We start from the raw sequence: 18,818 nt of genomic DNA on the forward strand, positions 1-18,818 counted from the left end.
TCTGAGCGCGCGCGGTGCGAGAAGCGTGGAAATTACCTCTGTCAGGGGGCCGTTTCCGCCGCTATACTCGTGTGACAGTAATCGCTGTTCCCCCCTCTTCGAACCTGCCCTGTTGCACTCAGTGCAACGGTGGGTGTCATATTTTAGCAATACGATCAATGCGATCATAACAACGACAGGCAAAGCAGATTCAATGCGACTGGACAAGTTTTTATCTCAGCAGTTAGGTGTTAGCCGTGCGCTGGTAGCGCGTGAACTTCGGGCCAAACGCGTCACCGTCGACGGTGAAGTGGTTAAGAGCGGAGCGCTGAAACTGGCTCCGGAGCAGGTGGTGGCGTTTGACGGCAACCCGCTGCAGCAGCTCACGGGCCCGCGCTACTTTATGCTCAACAAACCGCAGGGTTACGTGTGTTCCACGGACGATCCCGATCATCCGACGGTGCTGTATTTCCTCGATGAGCCGGTTGCCTATAAGCTGCACGCCGCCGGTCGCCTGGACATCGACACCACCGGCCTGGTGTTGATGACCGACGACGGTCAATGGTCGCACCGTATCACCTCGCCGAAACACCACTGTGAGAAAACCTATCTGGTGACGCTGGAGCAGCCGCTGGCGGAAGACACCGCGCAGCGCTTTGCCGAAGGCGTACAGTTGCATAACGAAAAAGATCTGACCCGTCCTGCGCAACTGGAAAAGATAGAAGACAACCTGGTGCGTTTGACCATCAGTGAAGGACGTTATCACCAGGTGAAACGTATGTTTGCGGCAGTCGGAAACCGGGTTATCGAGCTGCACCGCGAACGTATCGGCGCCATCGTGATGGATGAGGATTTGGCCGAGGGCGAATACCGTCCGCTGACCGAAGAAGAGATTGCCAGCGTGGGCGCTCCGCACCTGCAGGATTAATTCATTACTACATTACGGCTGATGAAGGAGTCGTTGAACGTGCAACAGAACCGGTCATCTCACCTCGGTTTGATTTTTATTCTGGGCCTGCTTTCCATGCTGATGCCGTTGGCTATCGACATGTACCTGCCCAGTATGCCGGTGATTGCCAAACAGTTCGGCGTCGAGGCGGGCAGCGTGCAGATGACGCTCAGCGCCTATATGCTCGGCTTTGCTTTGGGGCAGCTGTTCTACGGGCCAATGTCAGACAGTATCGGCCGCAAGCCGGTGATCCTGTGGGGAACGCTGATCTTCGCGATTGCCGGCGGCGCCTGTGCGATGGCGCAGTCGATCGACCAATTGATCAACCTGCGTTTCCTGCACGGGCTGTCGGCGGCGGCGGCGAGCGTGGTGATTAACGCCCTGATGCGCGATATGTTCACCAAGGACGAATTTTCACGCATGATGTCGTTCGTCATCCTGGTGATGACCATCGCACCTTTGTTGGCGCCGATGATCGGCGGTGCGCTGCTGCTGTGGTTCAGTTGGCATGCGATTTTCTGGACCATGGGCGCTGCGGCGCTGATCGGTTCGCTGCTGGTGGCGTTCTTTATCAAGGAAACGCTGCCGAAAGAGCGACGGCAGAAATTTCATCTGCGAACCACGCTGGGCAATTTCGCTTCATTGTTCCGGCACAAGCGGGTGCTGAGCTACATGCTGGCCAGCGCCTTCTCGTTTGCCGGCATGTTCTCGTTCCTCAGCGCCGGGCCGTTTGTGTATATCGAGCTTAATCACGTATCGCCGCAGCACTTTGGTTACTATTTTGCGCTGAATATCGTGTTTTTGTTCCTGACGACGCTGGTCAACAGCCGCAATGTGCGGCGGCTGGGGGCGATCAAAATGTTCCGTTTGGGCCTGTTTGTTCAATTGGCGATGGGGTTATGGTTGCTGGCGGTTAGTGCCGTCGGCCTTGGCTTCTGGGCGCTGGTGATGGGCGTGGCGGTGTATTTGGGTTGTATCGCCATGATTTCGTCAAACGCCATGGCGGTGATCCTGGACGATTTCCCGCATATGGCGGGCACCGCTTCCTCTCTGGCCGGTACGCTACGTTTCAGCATCGGTGCGCTGGTGGGCGCGATACTGGCGATGGCGCCCGGCAAGAGCGCCTGGCCGATGGTCTCTTCGATGGCGTTATGCAGCATCGTTGCGGTGCTGTTCTACCTGTACGCCAGCCGGCCACGCCAAAAAACCTCACCGGACACGCCTTAGTTCTCTTCCCTGACTCAGGTTCAACGTTGCGTTTGGGCCTGAGTGGGTAGCACCTTCCGTTTTGCCTCCTTGAAATTCAATGACGTCAGTCGGTTTATCGCTAAGCATCCGTGCGTCAACGGACAGCTTGCCGCGTAGGCTGTGTGCTTTTTGTTAAATAAATTGCTCTGCCTGCTGGAAGCGGCAGCGGGTATTTACACCCCGGGTTTTGATGGGGAATCGGCAGATGTTTAGGTTAGGGTCATTGATAATCAAGGCGTTAACCTAAGGTTGACGTCGGCGTCAAGAAGTTAAATGTTTCCACAATGTAAAATTATGGCGAGCAAAAAGTAACCGCATTGAAAGAAAAAAGAGTTGAGATTGCGGCGGGAAAGGGTTACATATAACGCAAAAATGCGAGCTGAGTCGCAAAATGCGGTGAAACGACAACGCAGAGTGTCTGAAAAACGGCAGGACATCAGTAAGCGCAGGGGAAAGTTAACTGCCTGTGATATTATTTACATTTAAATAACATTCATGGGCGGCAGAGTCGGGACGCAGCGGCTATAACTTAGTTACCCTGTCAGGTAAAAAGCGTTTCATTTTTCAAACTAGGGATTTCATGTGGAAAGTATCCAACTTTCGGTAGTGCATCGCTTGCCGCAAAGTTATCGTTGGCTATCAGGTTTTACCGGCGTCAAGGTTGAACCGATCCCGCTCAGTGGAATAGACGAAGATAACAACCTGATTGGCCTGAAACTGCTCAGCCATGAAGGGGCTGACGCCTGGCAGGTCATGCAGCAGCTTAATCTGTCTTTGCAGGAGATTCAGGTCGACTGCGCCATCGTGGAGTGGGAAGGCGAGCCTTGCCTGTTTGTGCAACGCTGTGACGAAAGCACCACCCTGTGCCGGCTAAAAAACGTCGGTGCCGCTATTGCCGAACCGATGAGTGCGCAATACCCTTTCTGACTCCCGCCGCTAGTCCGCCAACTGTAACAGCTGCTGCGTATAAGCGGCGGCGGGCGAGTTAAAGATCGTCTGACAATCGCCTTGCTCAACCACCTCTCCCTGCCGCAATACAATGACCTGATGGCACAGCGAACGCACCACCTGTAAATCGTGGCTGATAAACAGATAGGCCAGCCGGTGGCGTTGTTGCAGTGATTTCAGCAACGTCAGAATTTGCGCCTGCACCGATTTGTCCAGCGACGAGGTTGGTTCATCGAGGATCAGCAACTGCGGTTGTAAAATCAGCGCACGCGCGATGGCGATACGCTGGCGTTGGCCGCCGGAAAACTCGGTGGGGTAACGGTGGCGCAGAGCGGGATCCAATCCCACTTCTTGCAACACCTCGATCACCCGCTGTTCTCGCTGTTCGGCGCTCAGTTTTTGGTGTACCTCCAGACCTTCGGCGATGATTTGCAGCACGTTCAGCCGGGGGGGCAGCGCCGAGAAAGGATCCTGGAACACAATCTGCATCTGGCTGCGGTACGGCAGCATTTGCTTCATGCTGAACTGGTGCAGCGGCTGGCTGTTAAACCACATAGTGCCTTTGGCACTCAGCAGACGCAATAGCGCCAGCCCGGTGGTGCTTTTTCCCGAACCGGATTCTCCCACCAGCCCTACGCTTTCCCCGGCCTTCAGCTCAAAACTCAAATCCTTCAGTGCATAATGATGGCCGACCGTACGGCGCAGCAAACCGCGTTTGATCGGGAAGCTGACCTGCAGGTTTTCCACCTTCAGCAGCGGAGCGGCATCCGCCGGCAACGGCAGCGGATCGCCCACGTTCTCCGCCGCCAGCAATTGCTGGGTGTAAGGGTGCTGCGGCTGGCTAAACAGGCGGGTGCGGTCGTTCTGCTCAACGCATTGGCCCTGACGCATCACCGCCACGTTGTCCGCCAGGCGACGCACAATATTCAGGTTGTGGGTGATAAACAGCAGCCCCATGCCCATTTCCTGCTTCAGCTCCTTAAGCAGCAGCAGAATTTGTGCCTGGATAGTCACATCAAGCGCGGTGGTGGGTTCATCCGCGATCAGCAATTTGGGCTGGGTCAGCACCGCCATGGCGATCATCACCCGCTGTCGTTCGCCGCCGGAAAGCTGATGCGGATAGTCTTTCAACCGTCCTTTGGCATTGCGGATACCGACGCGATCCAGGCATTGGATGATCTCGCCGCGTGCGACGTCGCGCCGCATGCCGCGATGCAGCGCCAGTACTTCGGCCAGCTGTTTTTCAATGGTGTGCAGCGGATTGAGCGACACCATCGGCTCCTGGAAAATCATCGAAATCTGGTTGCCGCGCACCTTGCGCAGCTCGGCCTCTGGCGCATGCAGCAGCGAATTGCCGTTGAACCGGATATCGCCGGCGGTATAGACCACCGGAGGTGAGGGCAGCAGGCGCAATACCGACAGCGCAGTGACGCTTTTGCCTGAACCGGATTCACCCACCAACGCCAGCGTCTCTGCCTTTTCGATCTGCAGCGAAAGACCGTTGACCACCGGGTTCAATACCTCTCCCTGACGAAAAGCCACGCCGAGATCCTGAATTGAAAGCAGAGGAGTGCTAGCCATATTAATGCGCCTTGCTGGGGTCAAAGGCGTCGCGTACCGCTTCGCCGATAAAGATGAGTAAAGACAGCAGCACCGCCAGTACCAGGAAAGCGGTGATGCCGAGCCACGGCGCCTGAAGGTTGTTCTTGCCCTGCAGCAGCAGTTCGCCGAGCGACGGCGAGCCAATCGGCAGGCCGAAGCCCAGGAAGTCGAGCGAGGTCAGGGTAGTGATGGAGCCGCACAGAATAAACGGCAAGAAAGTCAGCATCGCCACCATCGCATTGGGCAGCATATGGCGATACATAATGACCCGGTCCTGCACCCCCATGGCGCGTGCGGCGCGGATATAGTCGTAGTTGCGGGTACGAAGAAACTCGGCGCGCACCACGCCCACCAGGCTCATCCAGCCGAATAAAATGGTGATGCCGAGCAGCCACCAGAAATTGGGTTGTACGATGCTCGATAACAAAATGATCAAAAACAGAGTCGGCATGCCCGACCACACCTCGATAAAGCGCTGGCCCCACAGATCTATGCGCCCGCCGTAGTAGCCCTGTACGGCGCCGACGCAAACGCCAATCACGCTGGAAAACAGCGTCAACGCCAGCCCGAACAGCATCGAAATACGAAAGCCATACAGCGCGCGGGCCAGCACGTCGCTGCCGTTCCCGTCGGTGCCCAACAGATTGTGGCGTGAAGGCGCGGAGGGGAAGGGCACTTCGGTAGCGAAATTGATCGTGTCGTAACTGAAGCGGATCGGTGGCCAAACCGCCCAGCCGTGGCTGTCGATCTGTTTTTTTACGAAGGGATCCTGATAGTCGGTGGCGGTGTTCAGCTCACCGCCGAAGGTGGTCTCGCTGTAGTCGATGATGAACGGCAGGTACAGGCGCCCTTCGTAACGTACCAGCAGCGGCCTGTCGTTGGCGATCAGGTTGGCCCCCAGACTGAGCACAAACAGCACCAGAAAAATCCACAGCGACCAGTAGCCGCGGCGGTTGCTGCGAAAACGTGCCCAGCGCGCCTGGTTGATCGGGCTTAAGCGGCTCATTGGCGGGCCTCGAAATCAATGCGCGGATCGACCAGGGTATAGGTGATATCGCTGAGAATATTCAACAGCAGGCCAATCAGGGTGAAGATATACAGCGTGCCGAACATCACCGGATAGTCGCGCTGAAGCGTGGCGTCATAGCCCAACAGGCCCAGTCCGTTAAGCGAGAACATCACCTCGATCAGTAAAGAACCGGTGAAAAACATGCTGACAAAGGTCGCCGGGAAGCCAGCGATCACCAGCAGCATGGCATTGCGAAATACGTGGCGATAAAGGATTTTGTTCTCGTCCAACCCTTTGGCTCGAGCGGTGACCACGTACTGTTTGCGGATCTCGTCGAGGAACGAATTCTTGGTCAGCATGGTCAGGGTGGCGAAACCGCCAATCACCGTCGCCAGCACCGGCAGGGTGATATGCCACAGGTAATCGGTGATTTTGCCGTACCACGGTAGAGTGTCGAAATTGCTGGAAACCAGACCGCGCAGCGGGAACCAATCGAGGTAGCTGCCGCCGGCGAACAGCACAATCATCAGAATGGCAAACAGAAAGGCCGGAATGGCGTAGCCGATGATAATCAGGGTGCTGCTCCAGGTATCGAAGGCGCTGCCGTTATGTACGGCTTTGCGGATCCCCAGCGGGATCGACACCAGGTAAATGATCAGGGTACTCCACAGCCCCAGGGTGATGGAGACCGGCAGGCTGTGGCCAACCAGCTGCATCACCGACGCGCCGCGAAACAGGCTGTCGCCAAAGTCGAGGCGCATATAGTTCCACAGCATGGTGAAATAGCGCTCGTGCAGCGGCTTGTCGAAGCCATAGCGTTTGGTGATTTCGGCGATCACTTCCGGATCCAGCCCTCGGGAACCACGGTACTGACTGTCTGTGGCACTGGCAACGCCGGTACGCGCATGCCCCAGGCCTTCACCCATTCCGCCGCCGCCGAAGCCGCTGCTCTGGCCCATTTCGATAGTGGCGATGGCCTGATCGACCGGGCCACCGGGCGCGATTTGCACGATAAAAAAGTTAATGGTGATGATCGCCCACAGGGTGGGGATAATCAGCAGCAGTCTGCGAATTAAATAAGCCGCCATCGCAGATTCCTTATTGTTGTTGAGTCGGCAAACGCGCCGCCTTGTTGACGTCAAACCACCAGTTATCGAAGCCGATCACATAGGCCGAGCGGATAGGCGGCGTGGAGAATTTGTCCCAGTAGGCGTAGCGATCGTGATTGGAATACCACATCGGCAGCATGTATCTGTTCCAGGTCAGTACCCGATCCAACGCTCTGCCCAACGGCAGCAGGGCTTTCTCGTCACCCTGGTGCGCGGCAATCTGCCTGACCAGACTGTCGACGGCCGGATCGGTGACGCCGGGAGTATTCCAACTGGAGTTGATGTATTTGGAATCCCAAAGCGTCTCAAGGCTGGAGCTCGGGAATGCCATGGCCAAATAAACCGTCGGCATCATGTCGAAATCACCGTCACGCATACGCTTAGTGAATTGGGATATGTCGATCTCACGGATCTGCATATCGATGCCCAGCCGTTTCAGGTTGTGCTGGAACGGCAATACGTACTGGAAGTTGCTGCCGCTCAGCAGCATCAGTTCGAAACTGAAGGGCTGACCGGTTTTGCTGTTCACCAACCGCTGGTTTTTCACTTCCCAGCCGGCCTGATTCAGCAACTGCGTGGCTTTCAGCAGGTTCTGGCGATCGTTGCCGCTGCCGTCGGAGGACGGCGGCTGGTAGATACTGGTGAACACCTCCGCCGGCACCTTGCCCTTCAGCGGCGCCAACAGCGCCAATTCGGCCGCGTCAGGATAACCGCTGGCGGCGTAAGGCGTATTTTGGAAATAGCTGTTGGTGCGTTGATAGGCATTGTAATACAGCGCCTTGTTCATCCAGTCGAAATCAAACGCCAGCGTGATCGCCTCGCGCACCTTGGGGTCGGCGAACAGCGGGCGTCTCATGTTGAAGGCCATCCAGCGGGTATTTTGCGCCGACTGGTTGGTTTCGTCCTGTTTGATTATATAGTTGCGGGCGAAATTGCCCCCCTGATACTGGGTTGCCCAGTTTTTTGGCGAACCTTCGATGCGGAAGTCATAGGCACCGGCCTTGAAAGCTTCCAGCGCCACTTTATCGTCCAGGTAATAGTCGTAACGAATGCTGTCGAAGTTAAAACGGCCACGGTTAACCGGCAGGTTAGCCGCCCAATAATCACGCACTCGCTGATAGGTAATATATTGGCCTAGCCGGTAGCTGGAAATCTTGTATGGCCCGCTGCTGAGCGGCGGTGTGCTCAGGGGCTCATTCAACTTGTGATCTTTCCAGAAGCTTTGCGGCAATATGGGGAGGCTGAACAACCCCAGCAGTTTGTCTTTATCCGGCTGTGGGAATTCGATACGTACCGTCAGACGTGAGATTGCCTTGACCGTAATGCCTTTGTAGGCGACGCGAAACTGCGGTACGCCCTCGGTCATGAACTTGTTAAAGGTGAATGCCACGTCGGCGGCGGTGATGGGCGTGCCATCGTGGAAGCGGGCACGGGCGTTGATATCGATCTCTACCCAGCGCATGTCGGCCGGGAAGCGGGCGGATTCGGCAATCAGCGGGTAGTAGCTGCCTATTTCATCGTCCGAGGTGGTAAACAGAGAGTCATACAACGCGTCGGTGCGTTCGCCGGGCACGCCGCGGGGGGCGTAGCGGTTGAAATTATCATAGGTGCCGATCGCCGCCAGCCGCACATCGCCACCTTTGGGCGCCGCAGGGTTAACGTAGTCGTAATGGCTAAAGTCGGTGGAGTACTTAGGCTCACCGAGCTGGGCGAAAGCATAGCTTTCATTGAGGGTTTCAGCCTGCAGACCGAAACTCAGTGCTGAGAGCACCAGGGCAGCAAAAACGCGCACGGACATCTTGACGGTAAGCTCCTGCTGTAGAGTCAATTAAGCCTGCGGCCAGCATAACATTTGCCGCCGCGCCGCAGGGTAAAGAAGTTAAAAGATCAGCCCTTTAGCGCCTGATGATCCATGACCGTATGGGCATTGCAGAAGGCCATGAAGTTGTCGATGCTCAGTGGTTTGCTGTAATAGTAACCCTGCATAAAATTAACGTCCTGTTCCTGCAGGAAACTCACCTGTTCTGCGGTTTCTACGCCTTCCGCCACGGTTTGCATTTTCAGCTTTTTCGCCAGCGAAATTACCGCGTCCAATACCGGGGCGGTGACCGTATCGCGGCCAATGGAGTTAACGAAGCCTCGGTCGATTTTCAGGTAGTCCATGCTAAAGCGTTCCAGATAGATCAGCGCGCTGTGGCCGGTACCAAAATCATCAATGGCGATTTCAATGCCCTGCTGGTGCAGCCAGTCGAACTCCGCCAGCGCGTTGCCTTCTTCCACCATGCCGCGCTCGGTAATTTCAAACACCAGCGTAAAGTAATCGCCCGGCAGTTGCGCCAGCAATTCATACACGTCGTGGTGGAAGGAGGGGGCGCTAAGGTGGGAAGGGGAGATGTTCAGACCGAGCTTGGCCCCCTGCGGTAGCGCCGTCGCCAGCTTTGGCGCATCTTCGGCAATCAGGCGGAACAGATGGCGCGTTAACGGAACAATCAGCCCTTCGCTTTCGGCATAGGGAATAAACAGATCGGGTGGGATGCGGCCCTCGATCGGATGCTGCCAACGGATAAGGGCCTCCAGCCCGCCGATGGTGCCACTTTGGGTATGGAACACCGGCTGGTATTCGATAAAGAATTCATTGCGCTTGATGCCGCGCATCAGGGCGCGTTCCGGACTTTGGCGCAGCAACAGCATGTAATAGCACAACACGCCGATCATCAATGACAGCACCAGGCTGCCCATTAGCGTCAGGCGTATATCGTTGGGCGTGAGTTTTTGGTTATAAAACAGAATGGTCATCGGCGTATTGGCGATGGAGATACGATCGGCTTTCTCGTCCGGCAACTGATTGACCGGCATCAGGTTCGGGCTAAAGCTGGTCAGGGCGCGATCGCCCAGAATAATGGCGATGCCCGGCGCCCGTTCGGCGTTGGAGCTGAACAGCTGATAGGGCATCAGTGCGATATCCAGCGTCGCCAGTATGCCGGAATCTTCCTTTCCGGGCTGACGTAACCACACCGCGACTGCCGGTTTACCCGGTACCAGCGGGGTGCCTTGCTGCAGTTTGAGATCCAGCGACTGATGGGGGTCAATCTCCGGATAGATATTTTTCAGCGCCAGCATCATGTCGCCGGTGGCGGAAGAGCAGTAGGCAAAGCCATTTTTTACCAGCATAAAGGTACGTACGCCGGAATGGAAAGCGGCCTGGTAAGTAATATCCGGTTGGCTGGCGGTGCAGGGGTGGTCAATCAACGGCATTAACTGCTGCATGATTTCCGTCAGGTTATTGAGCGTGTCGACGGTGAATTTCTGCGTGCGTTGTTCAACACGGTGTTGATATTGGGTGCGCTGGTGGTCAATCAAAGAGAGTGTAATCGCCACGAACAGGATAAAAAATACCAGGGCTACGATGGCGCTTTTAGCCAAGCTGCGTCGCCTGTGAGAGACGTGGCGTGCAAATGCCCTTTTCAAGCCCATAAACCTGCCCCCTGAGCACGGCGTATCAATTTGTTTTTGTTATAGAGTGACTGCCTAATATATCCCAACGGCGCTATTGCAGTCATTACTGTTTATTTAACGGTTGTTAATCGTTTAAATCAGGCACAACCACCATTATCCCATTTGACGATAATAGGTGAGTTTTTCATCGGTGCGTAGTTTCCTACAAATAATATCGCGAAATACTGGGGTAGGGGCAAAGCGCTGCGAACGCATAATAAGTTCTCAATCCGGGGGCAGGCAGCGGCGCAAAAAAAACGCTGCCCGAGGGCAGCGTTCTATCGCTCGTTTGGTATTCAGGACAATCAGGTCATGCGCCGTCAGCTGCTGGTAAGCACCCGGCGGGCTTCGCGATAACGTTTATTCCAGTAGTTATCGCTCAGTTTCGAAATCATCACGCCGTTGCTGGTAGAGGCATGAACGAATTGATCGTTACCTAAATAGATGCCGACATGGCGCCCGGTTGAGCCGGCGCGGAACAGCACCAGATCGCCAGGACGCAGTTTGGTACGCAAGATTTTCTTGCCCATGTCTTCCTGTTCATAGGTCGAACGCGGTAAGTCCATGCCAAACTGTTCGCGGAAAGTACGCTGTACAAACGCCGAGCAATCGATGCCGCGCTTGGTTTCACCGCCTAAACGGTAGCGAACGCCTTTCCAGTCTGCATACTGATCCATAATTTTTGACTTGACGTCAACGTTACGGACCATTGCTTCGAATTCATCCTGAGAGGCTTGCAGTAAAAGACCGTCTTTGTCATTAACTGCACGCATCTCAGTTTGTGCGTTATTCAAGTTCGAAGTGTGAGTCGTGCTGCACGCGGAGAGCATTACCGCTGCGGCAATTGCAGGTACTACCCGCAAAAAATATCTCAGAAACGGTTGAGATTTGACCATTGTTATTGTTTTCCCTTGAAGTCCTTAACGACGTCAGTCGCTACCTGAAAAATGCCAAACGGAACGAGACTAATCTGCAGCTGTTTTAACGACAATCAGTTACCTCTGAAAACGTGCTGGAACGCACATTTTTAGTGGATTTGAAGCTGAGTCAGGTTAAACCAGGCACAAACGCATCCGAGATTACCGTAACGAATTGGGGATTGCGAGCCTTTTTCCACCCTTTTTTATATGAATTTGTGATGTAACATAATGTGATACTTTGGAACATTACGATAAAAAATAATGGTACTGACGATGAGAAAATGCTTCCTTTACAGCCGTGTAAGTAGTGATGCACAGATTTCAGGTGATGGCTTGGTCCGTCAGGAAGATAAGTTAAAACAATATTTGTTACAGAATGCCGAACGATTGAATCTTTCCACCATCGATTATGAAATTCTTGTTGATTCAGGCATCAGCGGTTGGAAAGGCTCCAATATGGGCGATACAGCCGCCCTAGGTCAGTTGTTCATGCGTGTCGAATCGGACGAGATTGACGATTCGGTACTAATCGTCGAATCGCTCGATCGCTTTAGTCGAGAGAACCCCTTCCGTGTGGCTGGATACATATCAAAACTTGCGGAACACGGCATTGATATCATCGATGTTGAAAATAATCTAGTTATCGGCCCAAGTAACCCTTGGTCTAGCACAATCTCATCAATAATCGCGAACCGTGCACACGAAGAGTCAACTTTAAAATCTAAACGCATAAAGGCGGCGTGGGACTCTCGCAGGAAGAAGGCGAAGGAGTCAGGGCAGTACATGATCAAGAACACTCCATTCTGGATAGATGTACTGGATGACAAGTATGTGGTTAATGCCAATGCATCGATCGTTAGAGAGATCTTTGATCTGTACCTACAAGGGTATGGCTCGTTTACGATTGCTAAGAAAATGAATGAGGTTGGAAAAATCATTCGAGACAAACGTTGGAGTACTCCAAAGATTTGTGCACTGTTGAGAAATCCTCGGTGCAATGGTGATTTCATTTCAAATAGTTTGGAAAGAAACTATGAGAAGGGTACATCATCATCCACTGAACACGTTATCAAAGGACTGTATCCAAAAATAGTGACTGATGATGAGTTCACGTTAGTACTGAACCGGCTGGATGGTAATCATAAGAATAGGCGTGTACGTAATGATCGAAAAGTTACCATTCTAAATGGGCTTTTGAAATGTTCGATCTGTGGGGAGGCATTAACAGTGCGTGCTGCTGGAGCGTATCGTTATGTCGGTTGTTTGAAAACCATAGAGAAGGGCGGATGTTACTCTAAGCCAATACGATATGATGCATTAGAGAAGATTGTAGTCAATCATATTCGAAATATGGATTTAGGGCAGGTGTACGAAAGCAATGACAGTCAGGAAGTGATAACTAAGGAACGCGTAAAAACGTTAATGTCACATATCGAAGAGTATAAAAATGGTATCACTCAATTACGTGAGCGTGGGAAGAAGCCAAGTTTTGATATGTTAACAGAGTTGCAAAACTCTGAGGATGAACTTGAACTGTTAAAGAAAACATTAGAGCAACTTTCATTATCAAAGATTGATTTAAGTGAGTTTGCAGTAAGTACTGAATTGTTTGATATAACACAGATAGCATTGAGAACAAGACTGGAAAGAACGATATCTAGCTTGTTGAACAAAATTAAGCTTTATCACACAAAAGATCTATCGTTTAGTTTGATCGAGATGATTTACGTTAACGATGTAGTAAAGCATGTACTTGTAGCCGACAAAAAAGGTGTTGTGACTGGTGATGTTGTTATAAGAATGAATGGCGAGAGTACTACATATGAAAGCCGTAGTGTTAAAATCATTAAGGATGAAGGTGGGGTATTCTCACTGGATTGTAACATAAGCGAAGTGGTATTGAATGATTATCTATTTTTGATGAACATCGTTGACTTTGTGGACTCTGAGGCCAAAGAATTTTTGGATTCTCATCTTAATGCGGTGTTGAAACAAGAAGGTTAATGAAACGAGAGAATAAATAACTCCAGCTATAATAGAGGGGCAGGTTTTTTTCGTCTGTGGTGAAATGCCGTGAATTTCCGAGGTATAATAGGGGTGTTCTAGTAGTTATTCACTAAATAAGTACAGTGAAACTGCACAGGAACACCTAATGAAACAATTTTTTAAAGAATTTATCGTACTATCTACAATTTTCGTAGTAATCATTTTAATACTCGCTAACCCAATAAGTATAATTTGGGGCATTGCCTTCTTGTGGGCAATAGATGTACAAGCTTAATATTATAACGGCTTGTGGGCTAGTAAAAGTACTATTCCCCGATCTACCAGAACATCTAGTACTGGTAAATGAGATGCTACGATTTCTTCAAGACAATAATCTAGAATTAACCGAAGACATTGAACAGTTTAACAGTGTTTTTTGGCCTGTATTATTCACGCTTTATAAAGTGAAAATACTAAATAGTAGTAATGATACTGATAGTACAATAGCCTTTGTGATTCGAGATGAAAAGCTTGGAATTGCATTAGGGAATGTATTTTACTCAATTTAATAAATAAGTTGTAATATCCAAAGAAGAAAAATACCCCGTGGTGACAGCGGGGTGTTTTTTTACAATAAAAATCAAAGGAAATGAATTCATGAAAATCAACAAAACAGAACAAGTAACAGTACGATTGACACCATTACAAGCAGAAGGGCTTGATAAACTTATCAGTACTGGGGTCGTTAAAACAAGAGCGGCAGCAGTACAATATATTGTTAATAATTTCCTAATTCTCGGAGGTACCAAGAAATAATAGTAGTGCAGTGAAAGGAGTACCACCCGCACGTGGTGGTATATGTAAATGGAATTTGAAAATGGAAAAACTAGTAGCTGGGATTGGTACTAATGACTTAGTAAACGATATTGAAAAACAAATAGAAATGGGATTGACGCCAGTACTTCAACGAAAGTGCTACCAAGCGTGGAAAGATCGTCTAGAGGCAGAAACAGTTAAGAAAAGGGCGACTGTTAGTACTGTATGGTTAACCTACTCAAACTTTGCACGGTGGTGGCTAGAAACTCACATTGAAGACTGGTGCATTGACAAGGACTGGCTCATTGCAGGCAATAAAGAATACCATCCTGATAAATGTTGTTGGATACCGCAGAAAATCAATACGCTGATGAATGACGGTGGTGCGAACAATGGATTACCGAAGGGCGTCAGTATTCATCAAATAAAGTACTTTCGAGCTCGGTGCAGTGTTAGTGGTGTTCGTGAATGTAAGAATTTCAAAAATTCACACGACGCACACAGGCAGTGGCAGCTATGGAAGATTGAAGAGCTTGATAACGTCATTAACGAATTCAGATTTGATCAACGCCTTGATCAACGCATTATCGTTCGACTTACTGAAGTCAGAGACAGTATCCAATCTGATTATGACAACAATATTGAAACGAAATAAAGAAAGCCCCGGACGAAGGGGCTTATCTAAAACTAACTAAGGTATTTATAATGGCTGGAAAACAACAAAAAACAGATAACTCAAAATTTATTAGTATTGCTGGTAATAATTCTAAGTATTCGGATCTTACTACTGAGGGTAAAGCAATCGTTATTGATATTATTAACAAATGTGCTGGTAAGAAAGGCTACCAAAAAGAGAAAGTATACTACGTACTATTCAATTGCACTGAAATTAGCAGGGATAGGGTTAAGTACTGGCTCCAGTACTACTACGGGAAAACTAGTGGTGATTCGGCACCTACAGAGGACACAGTAAGAAAGTTTCTAACTATCACTAAGCAGCTATCTGCATCACTCGTTATTGCTAATACTAAAGGCATTAAGTTATTCAAGACTTCAAAGGATGGTCATTACTACCCAACGACAGTACAGAAGTATCAAATCGACAAACTATACAATGACGGCGGATCAGCACAAGAACTTATTGAAGTACTACAGAGAATGATTGATGATGCGAAGTGATTTACTTTATGTTGCGACCACCCACTTCGCAAAATGGGTATTTACTTCGCAAGATGGTGCGTTTGCTTCGCACGATGACACAATATATGGTGGGAATATCAATGACTTACGCACTATATGTGGTATTGGTTCGCATCTTGCGACCTTATATTAATATTATTCTCTATTCGAATTTTATAATAAAGAATCTCCAAGTAAACTTGTTATAGTCAAAGCTCGTACCTCGCTTTAACTAAAAAAAATTAATAGGGATTAAACTTGCGTTTTTTCTCCTTTCAGTCGAAAAGAACTCGGCATTTTTGGTTTTTTTTAAAGAATTAGAAGTAATTGAAAAGAACTAAAATAATTTAAAAGACACAAAATTTTTTGGTAGTTTAACGGCCTTGTTAGTAACTGACGCACTTCGTTTGTCTAGGGATCGGGCTGTTAAAGCCCTTAGATAAAACTACTCAAAATAACTACTGAAAAGTCAGTAAGTAGAAAGACAAGTCGTCGCCCCGTTCGTGAGTAGGGACGCCCAATGGCCGACAGGCAGTACTGACACACCCGATCAATTGAACAACACTATGATAGTGATTTCGACATGTAGCACTGGCACTTGTACTTGCATGAGGCGATGATAAAGTACTATCAGGATGAACTATAAAGGACAATAGATGACCGAGTTCGCAAGCAAGTACAAAGATTTGCTTACTATTAGTTTTAGTGCGTTATCATTCATAATTGCATGTACTGCATTGTTCTTCTCGGCAAGGACAGCTCTGCGAGATAGAGAAAAACTATTGATAACAGCACGTGCAGTATCAGACTCGTTAAATGACGCACCATATGAAATTGAGGTTAAAATAGTTAATATTGGCAAAAGAGTAGCTGTTATTGAAGGTGTTAGGCGGCATTACGAAAATGGAATGAAGAGTCATATATATACGGAAAGAGGGATTTTATTAAAAGAAAAGGAAAGGGTTGTATTGAAAGTAACTAGTGATATGGTTATAGATAGTGGGGATGAGGGGGAGGTGTATTTTCTAGAGGATATCACAGTATTAGATATTCAAGGAAAAGAACACAGTATTAAAAACTCAAAAGACTTAGTAAAAAGACTGCTTGATGTTGTTTCGTCACAATAGACAGTAAGATCCCATCATGATAGGTTGAAGTACTAACAAGTTATTGAGGTCAGAGATATGATTGAATTTCTTGATTTTGAATCACCTTACTACAAACTAAAGCAAGATAAAAATGGTAACTGGGAAGCAAAACGTACTAGTTCTAGAAGTTGTGTTGAGTTCACTAAGCTTTATCATAACATACGTGACCACTATGGAATAATCATTACACATCCCTCGAACCCTCGCTTTGCTGGGGATGTAGATCTAATCATCTTTAGAAAATAGATAGCACCTTATTAAATAGCAGTGAAATAGATGGTAAATTTAAGTACTACGGCAGAATGAATTTATCTAGGAGAGTTGAGATGGGACTAGAAATTGTAGACGTGGAAAATCACGGTGACTTATCGACAGAGAAAATAACTCTACGTGCTACTAGTAATAACGTTAACATTTGGAATTATCTATTAACTGATACGACGTATCGTGGTGATGGTAGTATATCTAATAAGCTACGTCATGTTTTTGATTTTGATTGTCTAGATGCAATTATCTTAAATAGTGGGGATTATGTTGTACTCTATACTGGTAAGGGCACAGACCAAATAGTAGAAAATTCTGGTGCAAAGATTTATATAATTCATTGGGGACTAAATGATACTATATGGAACAAGGACGGAGATAAGGCCTTTCTAATAAAGGCTGAAAGTAGAATAAAAAAGGCAGTTTAGCATGTTAATTACTAGGGTATGTACCCATACCCTAAAAATATTATTTTGAAGGTTTAAATTCATAATCGTTATTGATGTCAAGCTTAGCAAGTTTGTTCTCAAATATGTTGGAAAGAATCCTCTTTTTTCGTTCAAGAAGGTTTTTTGCTTTGGATAACTTTTCACTATTTAAGTCATCTTGTGATAAAGCTAGTTCACCAAGATATGTGTAATGACTATTTAGATAGTCGTTTCTTGCCTTTATAACCTCCTCAAATATACCATATAAACTTGCTTTGATTTTTACATTGTGCCTTTCCAGTTTTGTAATGTTGCTGTACAGGTATGCTATTTCTGATAGATCTGTTGTTGTCTTTTTATCTAACTCAGCAAGAACCAATTTTTCTATTTCTTTTTTAGGTGAAACTTTGCGGACTATATCATGATGAATTTCATTCCTTAATAAAACATTGGAATACATTCTCTCATTAATTTTCCAAAGATTATTTTCAAAGTCAAATGCTAACTTATGAGATATATCTAGAGTGTTAAGCTTAGCCTTTTGAGTGAACCATAATGTTGCAGAAACAACTGCTGTAACTGCCATTACGATGTTAGCACCTACACTAAGCCAGTCTGTCAATGAACCTATTTCCATCTTCTTATCCAAACTATAATAGATAGTACTAATCAACAGTAGTAGCACAAGACTGAGTAGTACTATAACCAAACCAATAATTATTCTATTTGTCCATTTCATCTAACATACTGCCATACAGTAGCTGGGATTTTGTCATATAGCCTCCCCATAGTAAGTTCTGCCAGTCGATGATCAGATGCCGCATAGAAGGTTTCAAGTTCGTCATCAGACAATTCATACTTGTTCTTATCAATTATTCTCTCTAGCGTTTCAATACTTACGCAGCGACGGAGCTGCATTATCCAATCTTGTTTGGTCATAGAGTCTCTGTGTATTTTTGAATGAGAATACTTTGTACTTATTCTACACTAAGGTTAAGATGATGGCGATACTACTACAGTACTGAAAACAAGGACGACAGATGAGAAGAATATTTTTTGTACTGGCTATGCTATCCCCAGTACTTCACGCAGCAACTATACCTAACTTCATCTGTACTGATATACGTGGTGATTCGTGGAGAACAAATGAATCGTACTATACCCGTATGAGTATTGAACAAGTACCTGCTTCTTATGAAATTTTCAAGTATGCAACTGATGAAAAACGTAAATACTACTCAGAAATCAATGTAGTTAACCATCCTGAAAATAATGGTTATTACTACGGGCATTTGTACTCTAGTCCAGATGGGTTAGATAGTTTTGATTTGAGATGTGAGAAGACTAAATGAAAGGGGTAAGTTATGAATGTAGTTGGAACACAGTTTGGTCAGTATAATGTAAATGGCAATGTTTATGTAATTACTGTTATTTTGGATAATGGGAACTATACTTTTGTAGTTGCTAATTTAACAAAGAAAATTTCTATGGTATATGTTGTTGATAGTACAATAGCCAAAAGCATAGTTAGTAGTTCTAATCTAAATGCCTATCTGGAAATGGCTGAAGTCATTAAAAGTGATATTAAAAGTGGATTGATTTAAACAGTTGTCCCGATCGCTGGGTATTATATATAGTATTAATAGTAAAATGATCGGGACAAGCCCTATGATGGTGAAATCAAAGCCGCCAAAATGTAGCGGCTCAGTACTGACTGTGTAACTTATACACATCTGAT

At 48.0% G+C, this 18,818-nt stretch carries 19 protein-coding genes; 11 read left to right on the forward strand and 8 right to left on the reverse strand.

All coding sequences use genetic code 11. The features are described 5' to 3' along the window. Window positions 1-193: 193 nt before the first annotated feature. From rsuA to H5P17_RS16030, 3 genes are all read left to right on the forward strand, one after another. Window positions 194-907 (forward strand): 16S rRNA pseudouridine(516) synthase RsuA, encoded by a 714-nt coding sequence (rsuA, locus tag H5P17_RS16020; RefSeq protein ID WP_182823944.1) that lies wholly within the window; start codon window positions 194-196, stop codon window positions 905-907. A gap of 39 nt (window positions 908-946) precedes the next feature. Then, window positions 947-2,155, forward strand: coding sequence for a Bcr/CflA family multidrug efflux MFS transporter (locus H5P17_RS16025; RefSeq protein ID WP_044553005.1), 1,209 nt, complete (start codon window positions 947-949; stop codon window positions 2,153-2,155). A 603-nt stretch (window positions 2,156-2,758) separates the two neighbouring features. Continuing rightward, window positions 2,759-3,103 (forward strand): YejG family protein, encoded by a 345-nt coding sequence (locus H5P17_RS16030; RefSeq protein WP_044552548.1) that lies wholly within the window; start codon window positions 2,759-2,761, stop codon window positions 3,101-3,103. Window positions 3,104-3,112: 9 nt separating this feature from the next. Here the strand turns inward: H5P17_RS16030 and yejF are convergent, their stop codons facing one another. The 6 genes from yejF to mepS form a co-directional block, all read right to left on the reverse strand. Then, window positions 3,113-4,705: a microcin C ABC transporter ATP-binding protein YejF gene (gene yejF / locus H5P17_RS16035; protein WP_182823948.1), complete on the reverse strand. Its 1,593-nt coding sequence runs from the start codon at window positions 4,703-4,705 to the stop codon at window positions 3,113-3,115. A gap of 1 nt (window position 4,706) precedes the next feature. After that, window positions 4,707-5,732 (reverse strand): ABC transporter permease, encoded by a 1,026-nt coding sequence (locus H5P17_RS16040; protein ID WP_182823950.1) that lies wholly within the window; start codon window positions 5,730-5,732, stop codon window positions 4,707-4,709. Further along, window positions 5,729-6,823 (reverse strand): microcin C ABC transporter permease YejB, encoded by a 1,095-nt coding sequence (locus H5P17_RS16045; RefSeq protein ID WP_182823951.1) that lies wholly within the window; start codon window positions 6,821-6,823, stop codon window positions 5,729-5,731. The genes H5P17_RS16040 and H5P17_RS16045 overlap by 4 nt, the downstream gene beginning before the upstream one ends. A gap of 10 nt (window positions 6,824-6,833) precedes the next feature. Continuing rightward, complete coding sequence (locus H5P17_RS16050) at window positions 6,834-8,642, reverse strand: extracellular solute-binding protein (protein ID WP_182823953.1); 1,809 nt, start codon at window positions 8,640-8,642, stop codon at window positions 6,834-6,836. An 89-nt stretch (window positions 8,643-8,731) separates the two neighbouring features. Further along, on the reverse strand, window positions 8,732-10,318 hold the full coding sequence (locus H5P17_RS16055; protein ID WP_182823955.1) for a cyclic di-GMP phosphodiesterase: 1,587 nt from the start codon (window positions 10,316-10,318) through the stop codon (window positions 8,732-8,734). Between the two features lie 341 nt (window positions 10,319-10,659). Continuing rightward, window positions 10,660-11,235, reverse strand: coding sequence for a bifunctional murein DD-endopeptidase/murein LD-carboxypeptidase (gene mepS / locus H5P17_RS16060; protein WP_041414762.1), 576 nt, complete (start codon window positions 11,233-11,235; stop codon window positions 10,660-10,662). A 297-nt stretch (window positions 11,236-11,532) separates the two neighbouring features. On the opposite strand from mepS, the gene H5P17_RS16065 reads away from it, so the two are divergent. The 6 genes from H5P17_RS16065 to H5P17_RS16090 all read left to right on the forward strand — a co-directional run bounded on the left by H5P17_RS16065 (window position 11,533) and on the right by H5P17_RS16090 (window position 17,080). Then, window positions 11,533-13,263 carry a recombinase family protein gene (locus H5P17_RS16065; RefSeq protein WP_182823957.1) on the forward strand — a complete coding sequence of 577 codons (1,731 nt, stop codon included), beginning with the start codon at window positions 11,533-11,535 and terminating at the stop codon, window positions 13,261-13,263. Between the two features lie 639 nt (window positions 13,264-13,902). Further along, on the forward strand, window positions 13,903-14,061 hold the full coding sequence (locus H5P17_RS16070) for a hypothetical protein (RefSeq protein ID WP_182823958.1): 159 nt from the start codon (window positions 13,903-13,905) through the stop codon (window positions 14,059-14,061). Window positions 14,062-14,122: 61 nt separating this feature from the next. Next, the gene (locus H5P17_RS16075; RefSeq protein WP_182823960.1) at window positions 14,123-14,716 is read left to right on the forward strand and encodes a hypothetical protein; all 594 of its coding nucleotides are present in this window, start codon (window positions 14,123-14,125) and stop codon (window positions 14,714-14,716) included. Window positions 14,717-14,766: 50 nt separating this feature from the next. Next, window positions 14,767-15,240, forward strand: coding sequence for a hypothetical protein (locus H5P17_RS16080; RefSeq protein WP_182823962.1), 474 nt, complete (start codon window positions 14,767-14,769; stop codon window positions 15,238-15,240). Between the two features lie 656 nt (window positions 15,241-15,896). Further along, on the forward strand, window positions 15,897-16,367 hold the full coding sequence (locus H5P17_RS16085; protein ID WP_182823964.1) for a hypothetical protein: 471 nt from the start codon (window positions 15,897-15,899) through the stop codon (window positions 16,365-16,367). Between the two features lie 347 nt (window positions 16,368-16,714). Continuing rightward, window positions 16,715-17,080: a hypothetical protein gene (locus H5P17_RS16090; RefSeq protein WP_182823965.1), complete on the forward strand. Its 366-nt coding sequence runs from the start codon at window positions 16,715-16,717 to the stop codon at window positions 17,078-17,080. A 40-nt stretch (window positions 17,081-17,120) separates the two neighbouring features. Here the strand turns inward: H5P17_RS16090 and H5P17_RS16095 are convergent, their stop codons facing one another. Both H5P17_RS16095 and hha read right to left on the reverse strand, forming a co-directional pair. Further along, complete coding sequence (locus tag H5P17_RS16095) at window positions 17,121-17,717, reverse strand: hypothetical protein (protein WP_182823967.1); 597 nt, start codon at window positions 17,715-17,717, stop codon at window positions 17,121-17,123. 98 nt (window positions 17,718-17,815) lie between these two features. Then, window positions 17,816-18,019, reverse strand: coding sequence for a hemolysin expression modulator Hha (gene hha, locus H5P17_RS16100; protein ID WP_182823969.1), 204 nt, complete (start codon window positions 18,017-18,019; stop codon window positions 17,816-17,818). Between the two features lie 101 nt (window positions 18,020-18,120). Here hha and H5P17_RS16105 point away from each other — a divergent pair, with 101 nt between their 5' ends. Continuing rightward, window positions 18,121-18,432: a hypothetical protein gene (locus H5P17_RS16105; RefSeq protein ID WP_182823970.1), complete on the forward strand. Its 312-nt coding sequence runs from the start codon at window positions 18,121-18,123 to the stop codon at window positions 18,430-18,432. Between the two features lie 12 nt (window positions 18,433-18,444). Continuing rightward, the gene (locus tag H5P17_RS16110; protein WP_182823971.1) at window positions 18,445-18,684 is read left to right on the forward strand and encodes a hypothetical protein; all 240 of its coding nucleotides are present in this window, start codon (window positions 18,445-18,447) and stop codon (window positions 18,682-18,684) included. Window positions 18,685-18,818 lie beyond the last annotated feature (134 nt).

Source organism: Serratia sp. OS31, from assembly GCF_014164835.1.
In the GTDB taxonomy this organism is placed as follows: Bacteria; Pseudomonadota; Gammaproteobacteria; order Enterobacterales; family Enterobacteriaceae; genus Serratia; species Serratia liquefaciens_A.

What these genes read in the sequence shown, in the direction of transcription:
- rsuA (WP_182823944.1), top strand. Translation starts at nt 194, where the DNA reads ATGCGACTGGACAAGTTTTTATCTCAGCAGTTAGGTGTTAGCCGTGCG.
- yejF (WP_182823948.1), bottom strand. Translation starts at nt 4,705, where the DNA reads ATGGCTAGCACTCCTCTGCTTTCAATTCAGGATCTCGGCGTGGCTTTT.
- H5P17_RS16040 (WP_182823950.1), bottom strand. Translation starts at nt 5,732, where the DNA reads ATGAGCCGCTTAAGCCCGATCAACCAGGCGCGCTGGGCACGTTTTCGC.
- H5P17_RS16045 (WP_182823951.1), bottom strand. Translation starts at nt 6,823, where the DNA reads ATGGCGGCTTATTTAATTCGCAGACTGCTGCTGATTATCCCCACCCTG.
- H5P17_RS16050 (WP_182823953.1), bottom strand. Translation starts at nt 8,642, where the DNA reads ATGTCCGTGCGCGTTTTTGCTGCCCTGGTGCTCTCAGCACTGAGTTTC.
- H5P17_RS16055 (WP_182823955.1), bottom strand. Translation starts at nt 10,318, where the DNA reads ATGGGCTTGAAAAGGGCATTTGCACGCCACGTCTCTCACAGGCGACGC.
- mepS (WP_041414762.1), bottom strand. Translation starts at nt 11,235, where the DNA reads ATGGTCAAATCTCAACCGTTTCTGAGATATTTTTTGCGGGTAGTACCT.
- H5P17_RS16065 (WP_182823957.1), top strand. Translation starts at nt 11,533, where the DNA reads ATGAGAAAATGCTTCCTTTACAGCCGTGTAAGTAGTGATGCACAGATT.
- H5P17_RS16070 (WP_182823958.1), top strand. Translation starts at nt 13,903, where the DNA reads ATGAAAATCAACAAAACAGAACAAGTAACAGTACGATTGACACCATTA.
- H5P17_RS16075 (WP_182823960.1), top strand. Translation starts at nt 14,123, where the DNA reads ATGGAAAAACTAGTAGCTGGGATTGGTACTAATGACTTAGTAAACGAT.
- H5P17_RS16080 (WP_182823962.1), top strand. Translation starts at nt 14,767, where the DNA reads ATGGCTGGAAAACAACAAAAAACAGATAACTCAAAATTTATTAGTATT.
- H5P17_RS16085 (WP_182823964.1), top strand. Translation starts at nt 15,897, where the DNA reads ATGACCGAGTTCGCAAGCAAGTACAAAGATTTGCTTACTATTAGTTTT.
- H5P17_RS16090 (WP_182823965.1), top strand. Translation starts at nt 16,715, where the DNA reads ATGGGACTAGAAATTGTAGACGTGGAAAATCACGGTGACTTATCGACA.
- H5P17_RS16095 (WP_182823967.1), bottom strand. Translation starts at nt 17,717, where the DNA reads ATGGAAATAGGTTCATTGACAGACTGGCTTAGTGTAGGTGCTAACATC.
- hha (WP_182823969.1), bottom strand. Translation starts at nt 18,019, where the DNA reads ATGACCAAACAAGATTGGATAATGCAGCTCCGTCGCTGCGTAAGTATT.
- H5P17_RS16105 (WP_182823970.1), top strand. Translation starts at nt 18,121, where the DNA reads ATGAGAAGAATATTTTTTGTACTGGCTATGCTATCCCCAGTACTTCAC.
- H5P17_RS16110 (WP_182823971.1), top strand. Translation starts at nt 18,445, where the DNA reads ATGAATGTAGTTGGAACACAGTTTGGTCAGTATAATGTAAATGGCAAT.